The organism is Rhodococcus sp. UFZ-B548 (genome assembly GCF_903819475.1).
Lineage (GTDB): Bacteria > Actinomycetota > Actinomycetes > Mycobacteriales > Mycobacteriaceae > Rhodococcus_F > Rhodococcus_F erythropolis.
Map to the genome: position 1 here is coordinate 34,410 of NZ_CAIJDS010000017.1, position 20,205 is coordinate 54,614.

At 62.8% G+C, this 20,205-nt stretch carries 23 protein-coding genes; 9 read left to right on the forward strand and 14 right to left on the reverse strand.

Features of this window, described 5'->3' with window-relative positions:
- Positions 1-108 precede the first annotated feature (108 nt).
- Positions 109-558, reverse strand: a complete 450-nt coding sequence (locus H7C86_RS16405) for a hypothetical protein (RefSeq protein ID WP_047889413.1) — start codon at positions 556-558, stop codon at positions 109-111.
- A gap of 286 nt (positions 559-844) precedes the next feature.
- On the opposite strand from H7C86_RS16405, the gene helR reads away from it, so the two are divergent.
- Positions 845-3,067 (forward strand): RNA polymerase recycling motor ATPase HelR, encoded by a 2,223-nt coding sequence (gene helR / locus H7C86_RS16410; protein WP_182261843.1) that lies wholly within the window; start codon positions 845-847, stop codon positions 3,065-3,067.
- Here the strand turns inward: helR and H7C86_RS16415 are convergent.
- On the reverse strand, positions 3,029-3,790 hold the full coding sequence (locus tag H7C86_RS16415; RefSeq protein WP_182261844.1) for an IclR family transcriptional regulator: 762 nt from the start codon (positions 3,788-3,790) through the stop codon (positions 3,029-3,031). The genes helR and H7C86_RS16415 overlap by 39 nt on opposite strands.
- 69 nt (positions 3,791-3,859) lie before the next feature.
- Here H7C86_RS16415 and H7C86_RS16420 point away from each other — a divergent pair, with 69 nt between their 5' ends.
- The 4 genes from H7C86_RS16420 (at position 3,860) to H7C86_RS16435 (ending at position 7,345) form a co-directional block, all read left to right on the forward strand.
- On the forward strand, positions 3,860-4,687 hold the full coding sequence (locus tag H7C86_RS16420) for a 2-keto-4-pentenoate hydratase (RefSeq protein WP_182261845.1): 828 nt from the start codon (positions 3,860-3,862) through the stop codon (positions 4,685-4,687).
- On the forward strand, positions 4,684-5,628 hold the full coding sequence (locus H7C86_RS16425) for an acetaldehyde dehydrogenase (acetylating) (RefSeq protein ID WP_020909649.1): 945 nt from the start codon (positions 4,684-4,686) through the stop codon (positions 5,626-5,628). The genes H7C86_RS16420 and H7C86_RS16425 overlap by 4 nt, the downstream gene beginning before the upstream one ends.
- Positions 5,625-6,653, forward strand: coding sequence for a 4-hydroxy-2-oxovalerate aldolase (dmpG, locus tag H7C86_RS16430; protein WP_020909650.1), 1,029 nt, complete (start codon positions 5,625-5,627; stop codon positions 6,651-6,653). Before H7C86_RS16425 ends, dmpG begins: the two co-directional genes overlap by 4 nt.
- Positions 6,654-6,883: 230 nt before the next feature.
- Complete coding sequence (locus tag H7C86_RS16435; RefSeq protein WP_069145328.1) at positions 6,884-7,345, forward strand: DUF6389 family protein; 462 nt, start codon at positions 6,884-6,886, stop codon at positions 7,343-7,345.
- Positions 7,346-7,378: 33 nt separating this feature from the next.
- Here the strand turns inward: H7C86_RS16435 and H7C86_RS16440 are convergent, their stop codons facing one another.
- From H7C86_RS16440 to H7C86_RS16465, 6 genes are all read right to left on the reverse strand, one after another.
- Positions 7,379-7,873 carry a DinB family protein gene (locus H7C86_RS16440; RefSeq protein WP_020909652.1) on the reverse strand — a complete coding sequence of 165 codons (495 nt, stop codon included), beginning with the start codon at positions 7,871-7,873 and terminating at the stop codon, positions 7,379-7,381.
- Between the two features lie 132 nt (positions 7,874-8,005).
- Positions 8,006-8,353: a hypothetical protein gene (locus H7C86_RS16445; RefSeq protein ID WP_182261846.1), complete on the reverse strand. Its 348-nt coding sequence runs from the start codon at positions 8,351-8,353 to the stop codon at positions 8,006-8,008.
- Between the two features lie 194 nt (positions 8,354-8,547).
- Complete coding sequence (locus tag H7C86_RS16450) at positions 8,548-9,582, reverse strand: MerR family transcriptional regulator (protein ID WP_182261847.1); 1,035 nt, start codon at positions 9,580-9,582, stop codon at positions 8,548-8,550.
- 13 nt (positions 9,583-9,595) lie between these two features.
- Positions 9,596-10,261, reverse strand: a complete 666-nt coding sequence (locus tag H7C86_RS16455; RefSeq protein ID WP_031333885.1) for a HEAT repeat domain-containing protein — start codon at positions 10,259-10,261, stop codon at positions 9,596-9,598.
- Positions 10,262-10,343: 82 nt separating this feature from the next.
- Positions 10,344-10,814, reverse strand: coding sequence for a DUF2269 family protein (locus H7C86_RS16460; protein WP_182261848.1), 471 nt, complete (start codon positions 10,812-10,814; stop codon positions 10,344-10,346).
- A 34-nt stretch (positions 10,815-10,848) separates the two neighbouring features.
- Complete coding sequence (locus H7C86_RS16465) at positions 10,849-11,523, reverse strand: DJ-1/PfpI family protein (protein WP_182261849.1); 675 nt, start codon at positions 11,521-11,523, stop codon at positions 10,849-10,851.
- Between the two features lie 205 nt (positions 11,524-11,728).
- Between H7C86_RS16465 and H7C86_RS16470 the strand changes: the two genes are divergently transcribed.
- On the forward strand, positions 11,729-12,673 hold the full coding sequence (locus H7C86_RS16470) for a GlxA family transcriptional regulator (protein ID WP_182261850.1): 945 nt from the start codon (positions 11,729-11,731) through the stop codon (positions 12,671-12,673).
- Between the two features lie 5 nt (positions 12,674-12,678).
- Here H7C86_RS16470 and H7C86_RS16475 read toward each other — a convergent pair whose 3' ends face one another.
- The gene (locus H7C86_RS16475; protein ID WP_182261851.1) at positions 12,679-13,350 is read right to left on the reverse strand and encodes a DNA alkylation repair protein; all 672 of its coding nucleotides are present in this window, start codon (positions 13,348-13,350) and stop codon (positions 12,679-12,681) included.
- Between the two features lie 182 nt (positions 13,351-13,532).
- On the opposite strand from H7C86_RS16475, the gene H7C86_RS16480 reads away from it, so the two are divergent.
- Positions 13,533-14,903, forward strand: coding sequence for an APC family permease (locus H7C86_RS16480; RefSeq protein ID WP_371326911.1), 1,371 nt, complete (start codon positions 13,533-13,535; stop codon positions 14,901-14,903).
- A 25-nt stretch (positions 14,904-14,928) separates the two neighbouring features.
- The gene (locus tag H7C86_RS16485; protein ID WP_020971303.1) at positions 14,929-15,306 is read left to right on the forward strand and encodes a hypothetical protein; all 378 of its coding nucleotides are present in this window, start codon (positions 14,929-14,931) and stop codon (positions 15,304-15,306) included.
- 49 nt (positions 15,307-15,355) lie between these two features.
- Here H7C86_RS16485 and H7C86_RS16490 read toward each other — a convergent pair whose 3' ends face one another.
- The 3 genes from H7C86_RS16490 to H7C86_RS16500 form a co-directional block, all read right to left on the reverse strand.
- Positions 15,356-16,054, reverse strand: coding sequence for an SDR family oxidoreductase (locus H7C86_RS16490; protein ID WP_182261894.1), 699 nt, complete (start codon positions 16,052-16,054; stop codon positions 15,356-15,358).
- A gap of 58 nt (positions 16,055-16,112) precedes the next feature.
- Entirely contained in the window at positions 16,113-16,994 is an 882-nt protein-coding gene (locus H7C86_RS16495) for an MBL fold metallo-hydrolase (protein WP_182261852.1), read from the reverse strand.
- Between the two features lie 128 nt (positions 16,995-17,122).
- The gene (locus H7C86_RS16500; protein ID WP_020971305.1) at positions 17,123-17,704 is read right to left on the reverse strand and encodes a TetR/AcrR family transcriptional regulator; all 582 of its coding nucleotides are present in this window, start codon (positions 17,702-17,704) and stop codon (positions 17,123-17,125) included.
- A 77-nt stretch (positions 17,705-17,781) separates the two neighbouring features.
- On the opposite strand from H7C86_RS16500, the gene H7C86_RS16505 reads away from it, so the two are divergent.
- The gene (locus H7C86_RS16505) at positions 17,782-18,465 is read left to right on the forward strand and encodes an SDR family oxidoreductase (RefSeq protein WP_182261853.1); all 684 of its coding nucleotides are present in this window, start codon (positions 17,782-17,784) and stop codon (positions 18,463-18,465) included.
- 25 nt (positions 18,466-18,490) lie between these two features.
- Here H7C86_RS16505 and H7C86_RS16510 read toward each other — a convergent pair whose 3' ends face one another.
- Positions 18,491-18,895: a DUF4259 domain-containing protein gene (locus H7C86_RS16510; RefSeq protein WP_182261854.1), complete on the reverse strand. Its 405-nt coding sequence runs from the start codon at positions 18,893-18,895 to the stop codon at positions 18,491-18,493.
- Positions 18,896-19,004: 109 nt separating this feature from the next.
- The gene (locus H7C86_RS16515; RefSeq protein WP_182261855.1) at positions 19,005-20,090 is read right to left on the reverse strand and encodes a sorbosone dehydrogenase family protein; all 1,086 of its coding nucleotides are present in this window, start codon (positions 20,088-20,090) and stop codon (positions 19,005-19,007) included.
- Positions 20,091-20,205 lie beyond the last annotated feature (115 nt).

Below are 20,205 nucleotides of genomic sequence, written 5' to 3' on the forward strand. Positions count from 1 at the left end.
CCCTACCCCGTCGAAAATCGCATAAACATCCGTGCACCGACCAGGCGCAGACCATGACTCGTCGTAGCCGAACGACGAGGTCGTTCCTCGAGTAACGATCAACCGTTCTCAGAAACTGTTTACCGGGCACAGGAATTGGCGGGACTCGTTCCAGAAGGGGAAGAGATCGGTGGTGGTTGCCGCAGGATGGTCGATCTCGGCGAGAGTGTAGAAATCGAGAATCGTCCGACCAGCTGCGGCGCTGACCTCGCATGCTTGCAAGCTCAGCTTTGCCTCCGCCACGAAGCCGATGCTGCGGGCGAAGGGACCGAGAGTTCCCGCATTGACGAAACTGTCGAGGTCTTGTCCCCACTGGTTGTAGTCCGACTGCAAAGCGAAGCTGCACGTTTCGCCGAACAACTCGCCGCAGGTGGTCGGCTTTCCGCCGATCGTGTGCACCGTATCGGCAAGCTCGTGTGAGGTGCTTTCGCGCGGAGATCCGGAAAGGAAAAGCAAGATGGCGACGGCCAAGGCAACCACCAGAAGGATGCTTGCGGCCGTTGCCAGTATCGCCTTCACATTCCCTCGATCCACGTAAGTTCATGAGGGCAACCGATTTTGGAACACCGGCCACTAGATTTGTACCCGTGGCGTTCAGGGTCCAAACATCGACCAGGCTGGGAGCCGTACGTCAGTCTGGGGGATCTGTTACAGGAACTGTGAGGGAGGATCAACACTCCCTTCCACTATCAATATATATCCCACTGGGGGCCTTGCGGCAAGGCCCGGGTAGTGCCGCAGAATGGCTCTTCCGATCCCGCACGACCGACTACGGGATCGGAACAGCCAGCGGAAGTGAGGGCACGTGCCAACCCAGGGATACGAAGAAGAACTGCGTTCCGAGCGGAACTATGTGGAGGGGCTCTACGCACGCCTCGATGCGGAGCGCGCCCGAGTCAAAGGCAGGTACAACACCGCTCTGCGCGGAAATGGCGAAGCACTCATGGAACGCGACGCCGAGGTGCGCGCACTTGCCAAAGAGGTGAAAAGGCTGGACGTAGCCGACAACGGACTGTGCTTCGGCCGGTTGGACTCGCTTTCGGGCGAGACCTCCTACATCGGCCGGATCGGCCTTCTCGATGCGGACAACGACTACGAACCGGTGCTGCTCGATTGGCGGGCGCCGGCGTCTCGCGCGTTCTACGTTGCCACCGCTGCCAACCCGGAGAACATGCGTCGACGCCGTCAGTTCCGCACCCGGAGTCGACGCGTGGTCGATTTCACCGACGAGGTACTCGGGCGCCCCGACGGCGTAGAACACGACACGCACAGCGATTCCGCCCTGCTCGCGGCAGTCAACGCACCCCGCGGTGAGGGAATGCGGGACATCGTGGCAACCATCCAGGCCGAACAGGACGACATCGTCCGACTCGAACACCCCGGGGTGCTGGTGATCGAAGGTGGCCCAGGTACCGGGAAAACCGTCGTCGCCTTGCACCGCGTCGCCTACCTGCTCTACACCCAGCGAGAGCGGATGGAACGTCACGGCGTTCTCGTGGTCGGGCCGAACCCGGCGTTCCTGAACCACATCGGCCGCGTACTGCCCTCGCTGGGAGAGTCCGACGTGGTGTTCATGACCACCGGTGATCTCGTTCCCGGTCTACGCGTCACCGCCGAGGACACTCCGGAGGCCGCTGGGTTCAAAGGTTCGCTGAAGATCCTGGACGTTCTCGGCGCAGCGATTGCCGATCATCAGCGATTGCCCGAGAACCCACTGTTGATCGAATTGGCGGACGTCACGGTGCGGATCGACGCCGAAACCGCGGAGTGGGCCCGAGAAGAAGCCCGTTCGAGCGGACTCCCCCACAACGACGCACGCACTGTGTTCACCGAAATCCTCACCTGGGCGCTGACCGAACGGGCGATAGCGCGGATCGGCAAGGGGTGGTTGACACGCAGTGACCGTGAAGCCTGGGAGCAAGTGCGGACGGACCTGACCGCAGAGCTGGTGGAAAACAGCGCATTTACCGCGGCGCTCGACACGCTCTGGCCGATCCTGACTCCGAAAGAGCTACTGACACAGCTGTTTACTTCTCCAGCGCGACTACGCGCGGCAGGCGCGGACGAGAAGCTGCTTCGCCAGGACGGTGACGCCTGGACTGTCTCGGACGTTCCGTTACTCGACGAGTTGGTGGACATGCTCGGCCGGGACAAGCCCGTCGACCAGAGTGCCGAACGTGAACGCCGCGACGAAGCCGCGTATGCAGCGGGCGTGCTGGACATGATGATCAGCCGCGAGGATCTGATGGACGACGAGGATCACCTTCTCGCCCAGGACATGCTGTACGCCGAGGACCTGGCGGATCGTTTCGTCGAACGCGATACCCGGGAACTCGCCGAACGTGCTGCCGCTGACCGAGACTGGACGTACCGGCATATAGTGGTCGACGAGGCCCAAGAGCTGTCCGAGATGGACTGGCGAGTCCTGATGCGCCGTTGCCCAGACCGGTCTTTCACGGTGGTAGGCGATCTCGCGCAACGACGTTCACCCGCAGGTGCCCGCTCGTGGGCGACGATGATGGAGCCGTACGTCCCCGGCCGCTGGATCTACCGATCCCTGTCGGTGAACTACCGCACCCCTGCCGAGATCATGAGCGTCGCCGCCGCCCTGCTCGCCGAGTTCGCGCCGGACGTGCAGCCACCCGAGTCCGTCCGCGCCTGCGGGATCGCGCCGTGGTCCAGACAAATATTCGCCGACGAACTAGCCTCCGCCATCGACGAATTCAATCAGGACGAGGCCGGGCGCGAAGGTACGAGCATCGTCATCGGACCTGCGGACGTGCCGGGCGCTGTGCCTGTTTCAGAAACGAAGGGGCTGGAGTTCGATGCCGTGCTCGTCGTGGAACCGGAGCGAATCATCGCCGACGGCCCACGCGGCGCGTCGGAACTCTATGTCGCCCTCACCCGCGCAACCCAACGTCTCGGCGTCTTACACGAGGGGCCTTTGCCGCAGGCATTGACCGGGCTCGTCCAGGCCGGGACGGCCGGATCACCGCAGTCGTTCGCGGCGAGCGATGGTGCTGTGTAGGCCTTCGGCAGCGGCGCGAACGTAAGGCACTTGGCTCTCGGGAACGAAGCGACTGGTGGGACCGGTGACACTGATGGCGGCGACGGGTTTGTCGTTGGTCCCGAATACCGGCGCCGCAACGCACGCGAGACCCGGCGCTGATTCCTCGCGCTCGAACGCAATACCGGTCTCGACCACTCGGTTCAGTTGGGTATTGAGAATGCCGGGCGCAACGATCGTGTGCGGGGTGCGTCTGGTCATCGGTTCCGACAACACTTCGCGACGAAATTCGTTGTCGGAGAAAGCCAGGAGTGCCTTGCCGATTGCGGTGCAATACAGCGGTATCCGGCCACCGGCCCGGGACGGCGAGTTGGCTTGCCTGTGTCCGCCGATTTTCGCGACATATACGACGTCGTGGCCGTCGCGGACCCCCAGGTGAACTGTCTCGTGGGTCCGCTCGTACAAGTCTTGGAGGAACGGCATCGCCATCTCCAGGAGGCTCCGTTCGAGGGAGGCGAGCATGCCGAGTTCGAAGAGGCCGCCGCTGAGCCGGTAGCCACCGTCGATACGGTCCAGTAGCCGGTTCGCGACCAGTTCGTTGGCCAGGCGGTGCACCGTTGCCTTGTGCAGTCCGGTCCGTTGGACCAGGGTGGCGAGAGGCAACACGTGGTCGTCAGCCCGGAAGGCACGCAGGATCGTCACCGCCTTGCCGAGCACGGTGTCGAGGTTTGCGCCGCCAGTCACCTGCCCAGCGTATCGCTGAGTGAGACAGTTCCCTGGCGCAATCTCGGCGCCACGGCGAAAGTAATGGCCATGAGCCAGCCCACGAATACCAGTACAGCGAGCGAGACGGACATCTCAGCTGCTGCTGACCGCCTCGCAGCCGCCATCGCGAGCGGTACTCCCTGCGCACCGGTGCGCGATCTGATCGGCGCCGACGATCTCGTCGCTGCCTACGCTGTCCAGCGCCGCGTCGATGAAATCCGTCGGCAGGCGGGTGCCGTCGTCGTAGGCCGCAAGATCGGCCTGACCTCGGTGGCAGTCCAGCAACAGCTGGGCGTCGACCAGCCCGACCTCGGCGTTCTGTACGCCGACATGGAGTTCCCCGCCGGCGGCACCATCCCCACGAGTCGTTTGATCCAGCCCAAGGTCGAAGCGGAAGTTGCCTTCGTGCTCGGTGCCGACCTCGTGGACGGACCGCTGGACAGTGCGCAGGTGCGCGGCGCGATCGACTACGCCGTCGCAGCGATCGAGATCTGCGACAGCCGCATCGAGTCGTGGGACATCAAATTCGGTGACACCGTCGCCGACAATGCGTCCTCGGGCGTCTACGTCCTGGGAACCGAACGCCGCACCCTCGACGAGGTGGAACCCGCCGGCGTCGTCATGTCGATGTCCGTCGACGGCACCGAGGTGTCCACCGGCGTCGGAACCGCTTGCCTGGGCGATCCGATCGAAGCAGTCGTCTGGCTCGCCCGCACGGCACGCGAGTTGGGGCAGCCGCTGACTGCAGGCCAGGTGATCCTGTCCGGCGCACTCGGCCCCATGGCACCGGTCACCGCAGGCAACGAAGTCACCGTGACCGTCTCCGGGTTCGGTTCCGTCACCACCAGTTTTTCCAGCGAAGAGGACAACGCATGAGCAAGGTCAAGGTCGCGATCATCGGATCGGGCAACATCGGCACGGATCTGATGATCAAGGTGCTGCGCAACTCCGACTACCTGGAGATGGGCGCGATGGTCGGCATCGACCCGGCGTCGGACGGCCTCGCCCGCGCAGCGCGTCTGAACGTGCCGATCACGGCTGAAGGTGTCGAGGGTTTGATCGGTCTGCCGAACTTCGACGAGATCGAGATCGTCTTCGACGCCACCTCGGCAAAGGCTCACGTCGCCAACAACGCGCGGCTGGCTCCCCTCGGCAAGCGCATGATCGACCTGACGCCTGCCGCCATCGGCCCGTACGTCGTGCCGGCCGTCAACGCAGACGAGCACCTGGACGCGCCCAACGTCAACATGGTGACGTGTGGTGGCCAGGCCACGATCCCGATGGTTGCGGCTGTTTCTCGGGTCGTCCCGGTGGCGTATGCGGAGATCGTCGCGTCCATCGCCTCGAAGTCTGCAGGTCCCGGAACGCGCGCCAACATCGACGAGTTCACCGAGACCACATCCGAGGCGATCGTTGCTGTCGGCGGCGCCCGCCGCGGCAAGGCCATCATCATCCTCAACCCCGCTGAGCCGCCGCTCATCATGCGCGACACGGTGTTCTGCCTCGTCGACGCCCCGGACCCGGCTGTTCACGAGGAGATCCGTCAGTCCATCGAGAAGATGGTCGGCGACGTCTCCGCCTATGTTCCGGGCTACCGCCTCAAGCAGGAAGTCCAGATCACCGAGATCCCGGCCGACCAGCCCGTCGAGACGTTGCTCGTCGACGGCAATCGCCCCACCCATCAGGTGTCGGTGTTCCTCGAGGTCGAGGGTGCTGCACACTACCTGCCTGCGTACGCCGGCAATCTCGACATCATGACGTCCGCCGGAATGCAGATCGCGGAGCGCATCGCCCAGCAGAAGGAAGCAACCAAGTGAGCAACCGCAAGATCTTCGTCCAGGACGTCACCCTTCGCGACGGCATGCACGCTGTCCGCCACCGTATTTCGCCCACCGACGTCAAGCGGATCGTCACAGCTCTCGATGCTGCCGGCGTCGACGCGATCGAAGTTGCACACGGTGACGGCCTCGCCGGCGGCTCGCTCAACTACGGCCCCGGCTCGAACACCGACTGGGAATGGATCGAAGCAGCGGCCGAGGTACTCGAGCACGCTCGTCTCACCACGCTGCTGCTTCCGGGTGTCGGCACGATCAGTGAACTCAAGCATGCTTACGACCTCGGTGTTCGCTCGGTTCGCGTTGCCACGCACTGCACCGAGGCCGACGTCTCCGCGCAGCACATCGAAACCGCCCGCGAGATCGGCATGGACGTCTCTGGCTTCCTGATGATGAGCCACATGGCGCCGGCCGAAGAACTGGCGAAGCAGGCCAAGCTGATGGAGTCGTACGGCGCGCACTGCGTCTACGTCACCGACTCGGGTGGACGTCTGGTGATGAACGACGTCGCGGATCGTGTTCGCGCATACCGCGACATCCTCGACGAGGGCACCGAAATCGGTATCCACGCGCATGAGAACCTCTCGCTCTCGGTTGCCAACTCCGTTGTCGCAGTGCAGAACGGCGTCACCCGCGTCGATGCTTCGCTTGCAGGTCACGGTGCCGGAGCCGGTAACTGCCCCCTCGAAGCCTTCATCGCCGTCGCGAACATCGAGGAGTGGGAGCACGGCTGCGACCTGTTCGCCTTGCAGGATGCCGCCGACGACATCGTCCGTCCGCTGCAGGATCGGCCGGTTCGCGTCGATCGCGAGACCCTCACGCTCGGCTATGCAGGCGTGTACTCGAGCTTCCTGCGCCACGCCGAGGCCGCTTCGGAGCGCTACGGAATCGACGTTCGCACACTGCTTCTCGAAGCCGGCCGCCGCCGTCTGGTGGGTGGTCAAGAGGACATGATCGTCGACATCGCGCTCACCCTCGCAGCGCAGGCGACAAAAGAAGCTGTCTGACGCGCTGCCGAGTTCGCTGATACCCGAGTCCCGCTCCCGTCTCCGGACGGGGGCGGGACTTGCCATTTCGGCCGAGAGAGCCCACCGACACGGCACTCGAAAAGCTGGCAAAGTTCGTCGCACGACATCTCTGACGCTCAGAGTAGAAACTTCTCCGCTACAGACGAATTCAGGAAACCAGCTTCATCGATGCAAGACCTGCAGGGTGATACCTTCGATATGCTGAGCTCGTGGAACCTACCGAATACCGTGACGAATTGAGATCTGTCCTCGATACCGCGTCGGGGGTAGTGAGCGATCGACTGGCTGCGATCCACAACGCGGCAACCCCGCGCACCGAAGGGATCGTCATCGACGTCTCGCTCGACCAAGACGGCGAGGGAACATTCGGCGTCTGGGCACGATACGAGGGTCCCGACGCATTCAGTCTGAATCAGCAGATCGGTGACGAGAGAGAGCTATTCGGCGTGATCTGGGGCGAGGAGGGCTGGGAACCGCCGGTTCCGCATCGACCGCGAAAGTGGTCACGTGTGGAACTCGAGAAAGTGATCGTCGGTGTCGTGGCCAAATGGATCGACGGGCTCATTCCCTCGACCGCCACCGAACTACCCTGGGAAGTAACGACTCCCGACGGAACTGTCGACGCTGTACTCGTGGGCCCAGAGATCAGCCGTGGACATTCGCCTCGGTGAAAGCGCGGAAGCATCGGCGAACACGTTGCAGCGTCAGCGTCCGGTCGAACCGTCGATCAATTCGCGGAGGATGTCAGCGTGCCCGGCATGGCGTCCGGTCTCTTCGATCATGTGCACGAGCGCCCAGCGGACACTCGGAGCGGGTCGTTTCGCCCCCGGCCGCGGGACGGGCGCGGCAAGATCTGTGCATCCGTCGAGAACTGCGTTGGCGCGCTCGACCGTCTCGCGATAGCGACTGACGACACCGTCCACGCTGTCTTCCGATGACGGTTGAAACGTCGCTTTCCAATCCGTCACGTTTTCTGCAAGGAACATCGATCGTTCGACAAAGGTCAGATGATTGGCCAGCCCGAGCAAGGTTGTTCCCGACGGAACAATTGTGGTGCGCACCTGAGGTTCCGGAGCACCTTCGACCTTGGCGGCAATCGAATCACGGAGGTAGTCGAGAAACGCTCGTAGTGTGGCTGCCTCGCTATTCCCTGTCCGGGGTGGTGGGGCATCTCGGCGGCTGCGACGCGACGTTGCCATGGCGGTTCTCCTTCCTCGGCGAAGAACGATGAAGAGGCTTCATTCCTGGATGGGCAGAACCGATCCTTCCGAACTCACTCCGATCCCGCATCAAATTTTGCCGTTACAGCAAAGACAACTTGGTTGCCGGTGTCAGCGTGCCGAGTTCAGGTCGCGCACAAGTTGGGGTCTCCGCCACTTGCCGACCTCGAAAGGCCACCGCCGCAGCGGATAGGCGAGACGAGCCACGAAGTAATTGACGTACTCGACGACGCCGAAAGCCCACACCGCCACGACGCCCACCGCCGCGCCGGAGTGATCTGGTAACCAGATGACAACGCCGAGAAGAGCTATCGCCAACAAGAGAACATCGAGGACCCGAAACACGCGGTAAAGCGCTGCGAGGCGGGCCGGCATCGGCTCCAACTCGACCCAGCCCCGCGCAAGCAGCCAATAGTTCAGGTACTTGCGTCTCAAACTCTGTCGCCGTTGATCCACCACGTAAGAACCCTATCCGTTGATCACCATCGCTTGCCACGTGGTGGTCGGACCGATTCTGCAGCGCGAGTGAGGAATACACTTCATCTCGACTTCAATCTCGAGCGCCATGAGGCGGATGGATGATCCTGGGACGTGTTGGCGGATCCGGCGGGAAACCTTTTCTGCCTGGGTGATCCGCACTAGCTGCGCCGTTGTCAGTCCCCGATACGCGGTCGTTCGCGCCGACGTGGTCCTCGATCGCGCATCTCGAGAATCGCTGCTGCCGTGGACGCGACCGTCTTGTCGTCGTCGTGGGTGATCCGGGCGAGCGCTTCGCGTGCTGCCGCGCCGGGAATCTCGGCGAGCGCCTGCGTAATTCGCAACCTCGTCGGGGCGTCGTCAGTGCCGTCGAGCCTTGCCTGCACGGCATCGACGACCTCACCGCTTGTAGGTGAGTGCTCCGCGAGACGACCGAGCACCTCGCCTGCCTCGACGTCGCGGCGCCCGTCGGCGACCATCTCGAGGAGAGCGGGCATCGAGACAGCCTCTCCGCGAGTTCCGAGGGCGAGAGCGGCGTCAGCTCGGACTATCGCGTCCGAATCATCGAGAGCTCGCTTCAGAGACCGAGTTGCTTCCTCGGTGTTGATCCCGGACATGGCCGACGTCGCGCGGCGTCGAACCTCGACGTCCTCCGATTCGAGCCCCTTCGTCAGACCTGCAAGGCCTGCACCTTCGGTCCTCGCCAACGCCCACTGCAATGCTCCCGCCACGTTGGCATCCCTCTCCGACAGGATGGCCTCGACGAGTGCGTCGACCGGCAATGCCGCATTTGCGTCCTGCGACAGAATCGCTTGCTGACGGTGGGCGGCGAACTCGGATTCGAGTGCACGCAACAGCGAGACCATGCGCAGGACGTCGTCCCACTCCGAAGGGGCGGTGGCGTCGACCCTTTCGAGTTTGGTCAGCAATTCCTCCTCCGCCGCGATCCGTTGCCGAGTGTGTTGCATGAGTTCACCCACCAAATCGGCCGGTGCGAAGTCTGGTTCGTCGAGTGCACGCTTGGCCTCGTTCAACGAGAGCCCCAATGTCCTCAGGCTCTCGACGTGGAAGAGGCGACGGATGTCGTCAGCGGAGTACTCGCGGTAGCCACCGGACGTGCGGCCCGTCGGCTTCACCAGCCCCAAAGTGTCGTAGTGACGCAGCATCCGTGTGCTGACACCACAACGCCGCGAGACCTCGCCGATCAACATCCGTCTCCCCTTCCTACGCGTCCGGTCCGATTGCGGCGACGCGCTTCGCCAACTCGTGTGAGAGAGCGAATCCACCGTCGGGATCGTGCCAGAGTTGCTTTGTAGCATCAGCATGCGCTCGGACACGCGGATTCGGGCTCGTACCGGCCGCGTCGAGCACCGGGAGCACAGCCTCGCCGAGCCCGGTCAGGGCGCGGCTCAGACTGAGCTGCATCTGCAATTCACCCCGACCGAGTTCTGTGGCCAGATCGGCCGCGAGTGCGCCCTCGTCTCCCGCCGGCACGAGAGCCACAGCCGCGCGCCACGCACTGCGCGCAACCTCGTCGTCCTGGTCGTGGACCAGCGCGGAGACCTCGGGCCACGCGATCGGATCGCCGATCTTGGACAAAGTGTGGAGCGCCTGACTGCGGGCTTGCGAGCCATCAGACCCGAGCTCACGGATCAGCCTCGGCACCGTGATTTCGGCCGGCAAGCGGCACAACGCCCAGGTCAGCATGTCGCGGACGAAGAAGTCCGGCTCGACGGCGCACCGATCGATCAGGGCATCCGTCAACTGAGGATCCGGGCGTGTGCCGACCGCAAGCGCGGCGCGCAGTCGAACCGAGGGATCTGCTGCGGCCAAGGCGTCGACGAGGTGAGCATGCTGCCCACCGTGGTTGGTTGTGTTCACGACAACCACCTCCTTCACCGACCAGTGGAACCCTTGTCACTGTGTCAAGGTCAAGCGTCACTACCTCCGACACGTGAAATGTCGCCTCGGATCACACGCCGGTTGTCGATCCTGGCCGAAAGATCATCAGCACGACGACAACGACCCAGAGCAGATTGAAGACTCCCGTCGCGGTGCCCAGTCGACGGGTGAGCCGCGTTGCGACGTCCACAACGGACCCGGTTCCTTCGATCGCCGCCATTGTCAGCCGTTGGGCGGGAAGCACGACCGCGGTGAGTATCACGGCGGCCACGACGGTGAGTGCGATCGAGGTGAGGATCCACACGTCACCGAGCACTCCGAGATTGACGGCGGTGGCGACACCGAGCATCGGAACGACAATGCCGATCGTGGCATACACCCGAACGATGCGATGCAGCATGCCCGTCGTCGCCACACTGGCGCTGTCTGGATCGGCGAGCGCGGCGCGGCTCGCCACCGGGAACATACTCGCTGCCACAGCGACAGGGCCGATGGCAAGAATGGCCGCAATCACATGGAGGGACAGCAGGATTCCGGTCATGGGATTTCTCGCGTTTCGGTACGCACAAGCGTATTCACGCGGCGTCCGGGGCGAAGGTGATTACAGGCTCGACGCCCTTGGCCGACCACACCGTTCCACGACGCTCGTAGTCGAAGAGCGCTTCGACCTCGAGACTTATCCGAGGCCCGAGGCATCGCTCCAGCAGATACAGGCCCAGGTCGAGACCGGATGTCACACCGCCGGCGGTGATCAGGTCACCGTCGTCGACGATTCGCGCCTGGATCGGAATTACACCGCCGGCCGCCAGTGCGTCCACGGCAAGATGGTGCGTCACGGCGCGGCGCCCTTCGAGAAGCCCCGCCATCGCCAGCGCCAATAACCCTCCACAGACGGTCGCAACGAGAACACCAGGATCGTCAAGTGCACGGCGCATCATGACAGGCAGTTCGGTTTCCGTTGTGGCCGCGAGCCTTTCCGGCAAGCTGGAACCCGGCTGGTCCGCATTGGGTTCGAAGAGACCCGATGCTCCGGGAACGATGATCAGATCCGCGTGTTCGACATCGAGGGTTGCAGTGGCGGTCATAGCGAGTTCACCACTCCCGCTCACGACGGTCCGAGGCCCCTCCGCGCTGACGAGTTCGACGCTCAACGCCCCACCGCTGGCGAGACCCCCGGCGTAAAGCACCTCGTACGGACCCACGACATCCATGGGATCGAATCCGTCGAACAACACGATCTGCGCGTGCACTGCAACCTCCGATTTTGTGCGACGCGCTCCTGTGCACGTCGCTGTTCCCACGACAGTAGGAGGAAGTTGACCTCAATGGCGACGGCTGAAAGCCAACCTTCGACGGCTTTCAGCCAACCTCACACATTCTGTGAAGTACCAGTTGAGAGGATATTTCAGGACACGAGATCACCGAATCTCGCGCCACATACGCTACGTTTCAGACATGCATGACGTTGCAGTTCTCGCGTTGCCCGGGGTGGTGCCGATGGACCTGGCGGCACCCCTCGAAGTCTTCGGACGATGCAGGCTCCCCTCGGGTGCACCGGCGTACCGGACCTCCGTGTGCGCGCTTACCGAGGAGGTGGAGACCGGAACGTTCACGATGCGAGTACCGCACGGACTGTCACGTCTCGCCCAGGCAAGCACGATCATCATCCCGGGCACCGCCGATCTCGACGTGCCGATCGACCCCGAGATCATCGACGCCATCAGAACTGCCGCGGATCGCGGCACGCGCATCGCCTCACTGTGCGTCGGTGCATTCACACTCGCCGACACAGGCTTGCTCGACGGACTTCGCGCGACGACGCACTGGGCGGCTGCGTCGGAGTTGGCGCGTCGGCACCCGGCCATCGACGTCGATGCCGCCGTTCTCTACGTAGACAACGGGCACGTCCTGACTTCCGCCGGCGCCGCTGCCGCACTCGACCTTTGCCTGTACATGGTCCGTCAGGACTACGGGTCTGCGGTCGCCGCCGACACGGCGCGGCTGAGCGTGATGCCGCTCGAACGTGCCGGAGGGCAAGCACAATTCATCGTCCACGAACCTCCCGTACCCAGCGGGACAACCCTTCGGCCGCTACTGAACTGGATGGAAGAGAACCTCGGGGAGCAACTCGACATCACGACAATCGCAGCCAAGGCAACGATGAGCACTCGCACGCTCAACCGCCGCTTCCAGGAACAAATCGGTACGACGCCGTTGCAGTGGCTCCATCACGCGCGGCTCCGTCAAGCGCAATTTCTGCTCGAGACCACCGACCACTCCATCGAACGTGTTGCGGGACAAGTCGGATTCAATGCCGTCACAACGTTCCGCGAACGCTTCCGAGACTTGGTCGGCACCAGTCCACAGCGATACCGGACGCAGTTTCGAACGTCGCGCTAGCTGACCTACTTCTCGCTCTGTCGACGCACCATCTCCGAGATCCAGATCGGCGCAAACGGCGAGGTGCAGTTCGGGGGAGTCGGGTAGTCCTCGAGCACTCGCAGACGTTCACCGATGTCGATTGCACGGGCCCGGTATTCGGCATGTTCGATCCCGATCTGAGCCAAGCAGTGGTTCATCGCCCATTGCAGGCGATCAGGGGCATCCTTCATCCCCGCCTCGATGACGTCGAGCAATCCTGAAAGATCAAGGCCCTCGGGCTTCTTCGCTACGCGCTCGGTAGTCAGGGCCCAACCGGCGCTCGCAACCACGGGATCGGAGTCGGCGGTCCAGGCCACCCGTAAATCCTCCGCGTGCGGGTTCTTCTTCACCACGTAGTTGACGAGCCAGTCATGCACCTTGGGAGTACGAGCCTCACGCAACATGACGTCCAACTCGTCACGCCCGAACGCCTTCGGGCGACAGATCAAGAGGGCAAGCAGCCTCGCTGCAGTATCGCCCGTCGCCCAAAGTTGTTGTGCAAGTTCCTGCTGAGTCTTCAGTCGCTTCGCGACTGCCCGCAGTTTTGTCAGGTTCACACCGTGATCGTCACCGTGCTTCTCGTTCACTGCGCGCACCTTCGGATCCTCGAGCGCAGCCAACTCGTCCATCACCGCGGCAACCGTCGATTCAGCCACGCCGTCCTCCAGTCACTACTTCTGCGATTCACCTACTGGCAAGTCACCTACACAAGTCACCTACTGCAAGTCACCTACAAGGAAAGCACGGGACGGCACGCGCCGACGCATCCACGTCCGACCCGTGTTTGAAACTTCGACCAATGGGTACATGTCTGCTCCTGAGGTGGCGGCACGTCACCATGAAGACAGGACGAACCTTGCATATGCGACGCGCCGCGGGTGCCGAGAACGTGGACGAAACCGCAGGCGGAGATGAAGGCGGCAGTAAGAACGTTCTCACTCGGGCTATAACCGGCCCACTCCTTTTCGTGTTCATCCTCGGAGACGTCCTGGGCGCCGGTATCTACGCATTGGTGGGCGTCATCGCCGGTGAAGTTGGTGGAGCCGTCTGGGTACCACTGCTCGTAGCGCTCGTCATGGCATTGCTGACAGCAACGTCGTATGCCGAACTGGTCACCAAATATCCGCGGGCGGGCGGTGCAGCAGTATTCGCCCAACGGGCGTATCGGAAACCTCTGATCTCATTCCTCGTCGGCTTCTCGATGCTGGCGGCCGGTGTCACGAGTGCAGCAGGACTCGCCCTCGCATTCTCGGGTGACTATCTCAAAGCCTTCATCGACGTCCCGACCGTTCCAGCCGCGCTCGTCTTCCTCCTCCTGGTGGGGCTTCTCAATGCCAGAGGCATCAAGGAGTCGATGCGCGCAAATGTCGTCATGACAGTCGTGGAGGTCACCGGCCTCGTCATGGTTGTCGTCCTCGCCTGCGTAGTTCTCGGGCACGGCGACGGAACCTTGAGCCGTGTCGTGGAGTTCGACGACAGTCGATCGCCTGCACTCGCCGTGTTGGCAGCGGCGCTCCTCGCGTACTACTCGTTCGTCGGCTTCGAAACCTCGGCGAACGTCGCCGAAGAAGTGAAGAACGTGAGCAAGGTCTACCCACGCGCACTGTTCGGAGCCCTGTTGACGGCGGGCGCCGCCTATGTCCTTGTCGGCCTGGCTGTCTCGGTGGTGCTGCCCGCCGACGAGCTCGCCGCGTCCTCCGGCCCCTTACTGGCAGTGGTGTCGGCCGCCGACGTCGGTGTTCCGCCTCGCCTGTTCAGCCTGATCGCTCTGGTAGCCGTCGCCAACGGCGCACTGCTGACGATGATCATGGCAAGCAGGCTGACGTACGGAATGGCGTCGGAAGGGTTGCTCCCCAGCGCATTCGCGCGCGTGCTACCGCGGCGCCGGACCCCCTGGGTGGCGATCATCGCAACCACAGCCGTTGCCATGGCTCTCTGCGTCACCGGATCGTTGTCAGCCCTGGCAGAGACGGTGGTACTCCTGCTGCTTTTCGTATTCATCAGCACCAACATCGCGGTCCTGGTTCTGCGTCGTGACGCAGTGCAACACAGTCATTTCCGGACACCGATCATCTTTCCGATCCTCGCCCTCGGTACGTGCGTTGCGTTGCTCACCCAGCAGAGCGCCGCAACGTGGTTGCGCGCATCATTACTCTTGGCGGTCGGAGTAGTGCTGTACGCCCTCTCCCGCCGTCGATCCACGAAGTAAGGTGCGATGTTCGAAAGGGGGTGTGATGACCGACAGTTCTGACACACCAGATGTAATTCAGCGTCGAGAGCGAAAGATCAACAGGCGAACCCTGACGTACGGCCTGTCCGTCGTTCTGGCTACCGCGGCACTGGTTGTCGCGATCGTCTGGTTGGGCTCCCGGCGGGGCGAATGCTTCGGTACCGACACCTTGCTGTGCTCACAGAAAGATCGCCGACTGGCCGTCTTCGTCCCGAGCCTCATGCTGCTACTCGGCTCCGTGGGCGCGTTCTTGCGAGCCTCCCTGCGATTGCACCGTCTGCGGCGCCTCTACATCCGGCCGTACATGGCGTGGCTCCTGACGGGGCTCACCCTGGTGTACCTGGCGGGAGCCTTCATCTTCATCGAGGGAAATATTCTCTGAATACATCTGTTCGGCAATCGGATTCACAGACCGAAGCAGTAGCTGTCGTTCAGAATCGTGTGTCGTCGATGGCAGTAAGGACCACTTCTCGAACCGATGACGAAGACGACAGATTCGAGATGGAGCGCACGGTATCCACGACGTCGTGCACGGGAACCAGAGACCCATCTCCGCGGGCAGCAGCGATGTCTCGGGGCACATCGAGTCCATCTTCCGTGTTGAGATATCCGAGGTGAAGGACCGTCACTGCGAGTCGGTCCTTCCGGTAGCCCTCTCTCAACGCGTCGGCAATACCGTTGATCGCGGACTTCGATGCGCCGAACGCAACTTCCGGCCTACCGCTTCGCGGGAGCCCCGAGGTAGAACCGGTCAAGAAAATCCGAGGTCGAGGACGCCCGATCATCCGTGGGATCAGGCGCTTCGACAAAAGGATCGTGCCGGTGATGTTGGCGTTGATCATTTCCAGCATTTCGACGTCGGATTGATCTGTGAACACATAATCGGAAGTGAAGGCGTCCCCTTCCCAAATTCCGACGTTGCAAATCAGGGTGTCTACACCTCCGACAAGCTCCTGGTCGATCGAGTTCGCTGCCGCAACAGGGTCGGTCAGATCTGCTTCGATCCACTCGGAGACGTCGAACCCGTCAGGGCGCCGACGAGAAATACCGACAACGTCGTGACCATCGCTCCTCAAGCCCTCGATCAATGCACGACCAAGTCCCCGGCTCGCGCCGACAACAACTACCATCGCCACAATTGCACCCTTCTGCCCGCTCTGTTCACATCCAATGGATGACACGACACATTCATGCACGCCGAAATACGTTGCCCTCGAGCGTGACAACGGCACCGGCCGCAACGAGCCGCTGAAGGTGCAGCTGCGCAGTTCGTCGTTCGACTGCATCGACGTACGGCGCGGTGACGTGCGGACGGTAGACGAGGCGATGCGCGACGATGTCATCCAACTGCCTTGGTTCACCGAGAAATTGGACGAGTCTTTCTTCGCGGCTGAGCAGTTTGTCGCGGTAGGCGGTCAGCCGGCGACGGAACTCGTCGCTGCCTTCGACGACGCCCTTTTGATGGAAGGTGCCGTACCACCGAGCGTCGATGCCCGCGGCGCGGTCGATGGAGGCGAGGAAGTCGTCGACGCTACTGCCCAGGTCGCCGTACATCGGGCCGAAGGAGGTGAGATCGATGTCGGCGACATAGAAGAAGCCGTCGGGCTCGATGAGGAGGCCACAATGTCCGGGAGTGTGACCAGGTAGGTGAATGACCGTCGCCGTGCGGTCTCCGAGGTCGAAGACGTGGCCGTCGGCGATCCCGGAAACGTCATCGTGCGTCGGGGGAATGCCGTACTGCGCTGCTATTGAATGTTCGACCTCAGCTCGCTCCTCGGGGCGGAGGCCGTAATTTGTGAGCATCGTGTCAAGGGAGGCGACCGACGGTGCGTCGAGGTTGTGCGCGTACGTCGGTGCTTGAAAATGCCGGAGACCGGCAACGTGGTCCTCGTGGCCGTGACTGATGAAGACGAGGTCTGCGCCAACGGGATCTCGGTCGAGGGAGAGGGACGGGTCGATCACCAGCGTGCGTTCGGATCCGTGCACGACCACGGTGTTTCCGAAGGGGACGGTCCCACCGTTCTCTGGTACCAGCACTGAGACTTTGCCAAATTCTCTGGGTGTGAACATCTCTCGCTTCTCCCTGCGGCCATCGGGTAGTGAAGTTGCAGATCTCGAAGCAATCGAAGGTATCGCTGACAGAGACCTCAGCCAGTATGCATGGCCGGGTCAGCGGGCCGTACGCGGATCATCCTGGACTACCCGGTGAGCTCTTCACGAGCAGCGACAAGGACTTCCTCGGAGAGGGACGATCCCTTGGTGGCTCGCGAGAGGACCAGAGCGCCGATCATGGTCGAGAGACGCACGAGCCCGTCATGCTCCTCATCCGCGAGCGCCTTGGCAAAATCACCGACCCCCTCGACATACACCCGACGGGCCTCACTGTCTGCCGGCTCGCGTGCCATGTCGGCGGCGAGTGCAGCAGCGGGACATCCGTCTGCCGGATTGTCGCGATGCTCCACGGAGAGGTAGTTGTCGATCAGGGCTTGTCGAGCCTCGTCACGCTGCCCTGCATGCCTTTCGAGACCTGCTGCGTGCAGCTGCGCCAGTTCAGCGAAGGCATGGGTGGTCGCTTCGTCGATGAGCGCATCCTTGGACGCGAACTGCTTGTAGAAACCACCGTGGGTCAGCCCCGACGCCTTCATCAAGTCGGCGACGCTGAGGTGAGTGCCCTTCTCTCGGAACAGACGAGCTGCGGTTTCCACGACGCGCCGACGGTTCTCTTCCGCTTGTTGCTGCGATACGCGGCCCATCACAACGCCTTCCAGTTTGGATTTCACTTGACATCTATCCTAGCCCACACTTAGATTTGATTCATAATCTAAATGTCACCGACAGTCACAACCCTGGGAGAATCATGGACCTGAACAAGACGGTTGCGGTCGTCACCGGAGCCAATCGCGGACTCGGCCGCCATCTGGCAGCAGGGCTCGTCGAGCGCGGCGCGAAGGTGTACGCGGCTGCCCGCAATCCGGAAACTGTCGATCTGCCCGGCGTCATCCCCCTGAGGTTGGACGTGACGGACGCCGAATCGATCACGGCCGCAGCGCAAATCGCATCGGATGTGACCTTGGTGATCAACAACGCCGGAATCTCTACCTCGGCACCCTTGATCGGAGGCGACATCGATGACGTTCGCCGCGAGATGGACGTCAATTTCTACGGCCCGCTTGCCGTGACCCGGGCATTTGCTCCGGTCGTCGAACACAACGGAGGCGGAGCAGTACTCAACGTTCTTTCGGTGCTGTCCTGGTTCCATCCGGCTGCCCTCGGGTCTTACGCGTCATCGAAGGCAGCGGCGTGGGCGATGACCGACGCCGTTCGAGAAGAACTGGCGCCGCGGGGAATCGCCGTCTCGGCACTGCACGTTGCATACATGGATACCGACATGGCTGCGGGCGTACCGGCTGAACAGAAGATCGATCCGGCCGATGTCGCCGCGCAGGCCCTGGACGGCATCGAACGTGGGCTGGCAGAGATCCTCGCCGACGACACCACCCGGTATGTCAAGGGGAGTCTGTCGTCGTCGAACTCCGAGTAACCAAGGGACTGTTGACGAGTGACACTCATCCCACCGTTTTGAGACTCGCCAATCTGCCCAGGATCGGTGCCCGCCAAGCCGCGAGGTCTTCCGGACCGTTTTCTTCCCACAACTCGCACAACTCCGACGTGTCGCTGTCTGCGACGGCACGCTCGAGTGCGGTGAGGACCCATGCCTTCTGCTCCGGACTCAAGCTTCCGGCGTACCCGGCGGCATCAATCTCGGCCAGCTGCACAGGCGCCGGAGCAACCCCGTGCGCAACCGCAAGGATCTCGGCGACGGCAATAGCTGTTTGAGCATCATCGGCATCGAGGTAGCCGTCGTCGGGGTGGCGTGCGTAATCGTCGATATCGTAGTCACCCGCCTGTACGGCGCTGAGCAGGTCGCCCGCTACGTCGTTGTCGAAAGGTCCTGAACCCCAAGTCCCCATGCTGTCTCTCCGATCCGTACCCGCGTCATCTGTCGTAACGATATTAGTGAATCACCGGCTTCGGCGAGGATCCTCGGGCTGGAAGTACTGCGTTCGCCGGAAATCGACATCAGCGCAACGGCACGCGAATGATGCGGTCATCACCGGGTTTGGGGTCGCCGCGTCCGTCGGTGTTGTTCGTCAGTATCCACAGCGACCCGTCCGGTGCGACTACAACATCACGGAGGCGCCCGTATTCGTCGACGAATTGCTCGTCGGCGGTCGCGGGATCGGTCAAGGGCACCGTGCGGAGTCGCTCACCACGAAGATTGGCGATGTAGATCGTGCCGTCGTGGATGGCGATTCCGCTGGGGCTGGCATCGTCAGGTGACCATTGTTGGAGCGGGTCGATGAATCCGCCTTCACCCGCAATCCCTTCGACCTCGGGCCACCCGTAGTTTCCGCCTGCTTCGATCTTGTTGAGCTCGTCCCAGGTGTCCTGCCCGAACTCGCTGGCGTACATCGTGCCGTCCTCGGTCCAGGCAATGCCCTGGGAGTTGCGGTGGCCGTAGCTGTAGACAAACGAGTTCGGAAATGGATTATCCAGCGGCACATCGCCATCCGGAGTCATTCGAAGGATTTTCCCGGACATCGAGTCGAGGTCCTGAGCCCTGTCTCGACTACCGGCATCACCGACGGTCACGTACAGCATCCCGTCCGGGCCGAACGCGATGCGACCACCGTTGTGGTAGTTGGCCGAAGCGAGCCCGTCGAGAATCGTCTCGGCCGGCCCGAGCGCGAATTCCCCCGGAGCACCGATGATGTCGAAGCGTTCGATCCGGTTCTCCCCGTTCGCGGTGAAGTACGCGTACAGGCGGTTTTCACGTACTGCGATCCCTAGTAAACCGCCCTCACCTCTGGGGTTGACGCCGTCGACGACTCCCACCTCGCGGCTGTTTCCGCCGGCGTCGAGTTCGAGGATTCGCGCGCTGTCGCGCTCACTGACAAGTGGTGTGTCGCCGTGGAATGCGATCGACCAGGGCGCGTCCAAGCCGTCGGCGACGGTCTCGGGTTCACCGAAGGCCGCGGCGGGCGCCGATCGTGCTGTCGTGCTTGCCTGCGGACGGGGCCCTTCAGGATCCTCGCTACCGCAGGCCGTCAGGAAGGCCGAGACGAGCACGGCCGCGCCCAGTCCTCGGATCTGTCGTCGTGTCATGGGCGCGTCTCCCGGGTTCAGGCAGTCTTTGCGCCGACGGTAGCGCGCAATCGGCCACACCGGGAGTCCCTTCGAGTACCCCCAACGACCGGGACTCCCTCGCAGGCGACGGGCG

Excerpts from the sequence above, each read along its gene's own strand:
- H7C86_RS16480 (WP_371326911.1), top strand. The coding sequence starts at position 13,533 with ATGAAGACAGGACGAACCTTGCATATGCGACGCGCCGCGGGTGCCGAG.
- H7C86_RS16495 (WP_182261852.1), bottom strand. The coding sequence starts at position 16,994 with ATGTTCACACCCAGAGAATTTGGCAAAGTCTCAGTGCTGGTACCAGAG.
- H7C86_RS16490 (WP_182261894.1), bottom strand. The coding sequence starts at position 16,054 with ATGGTAGTTGTTGTCGGCGCGAGCCGGGGACTTGGTCGTGCATTGATC.
- H7C86_RS16460 (WP_182261848.1), bottom strand. The coding sequence starts at position 10,814 with ATGACCGGAATCCTGCTGTCCCTCCATGTGATTGCGGCCATTCTTGCC.
- H7C86_RS16505 (WP_182261853.1), top strand. The coding sequence starts at position 17,782 with ATGGACCTGAACAAGACGGTTGCGGTCGTCACCGGAGCCAATCGCGGA.
- H7C86_RS16510 (WP_182261854.1), bottom strand. The coding sequence starts at position 18,895 with ATGGGGACTTGGGGTTCAGGACCTTTCGACAACGACGTAGCGGGCGAC.
- H7C86_RS16470 (WP_182261850.1), top strand. The coding sequence starts at position 11,729 with ATGCATGACGTTGCAGTTCTCGCGTTGCCCGGGGTGGTGCCGATGGAC.
- H7C86_RS16425 (WP_020909649.1), top strand. The coding sequence starts at position 4,684 with ATGAGCAAGGTCAAGGTCGCGATCATCGGATCGGGCAACATCGGCACG.
- H7C86_RS16485 (WP_020971303.1), top strand. The coding sequence starts at position 14,929 with ATGACCGACAGTTCTGACACACCAGATGTAATTCAGCGTCGAGAGCGA.
- H7C86_RS16515 (WP_182261855.1), bottom strand. The coding sequence starts at position 20,090 with ATGACACGACGACAGATCCGAGGACTGGGCGCGGCCGTGCTCGTCTCG.
- H7C86_RS16440 (WP_020909652.1), bottom strand. The coding sequence starts at position 7,873 with ATGGCAACGTCGCGTCGCAGCCGCCGAGATGCCCCACCACCCCGGACA.
- H7C86_RS16420 (WP_182261845.1), top strand. The coding sequence starts at position 3,860 with ATGAGCCAGCCCACGAATACCAGTACAGCGAGCGAGACGGACATCTCA.
- H7C86_RS16450 (WP_182261847.1), bottom strand. The coding sequence starts at position 9,582 with ATGTTGATCGGCGAGGTCTCGCGGCGTTGTGGTGTCAGCACACGGATG.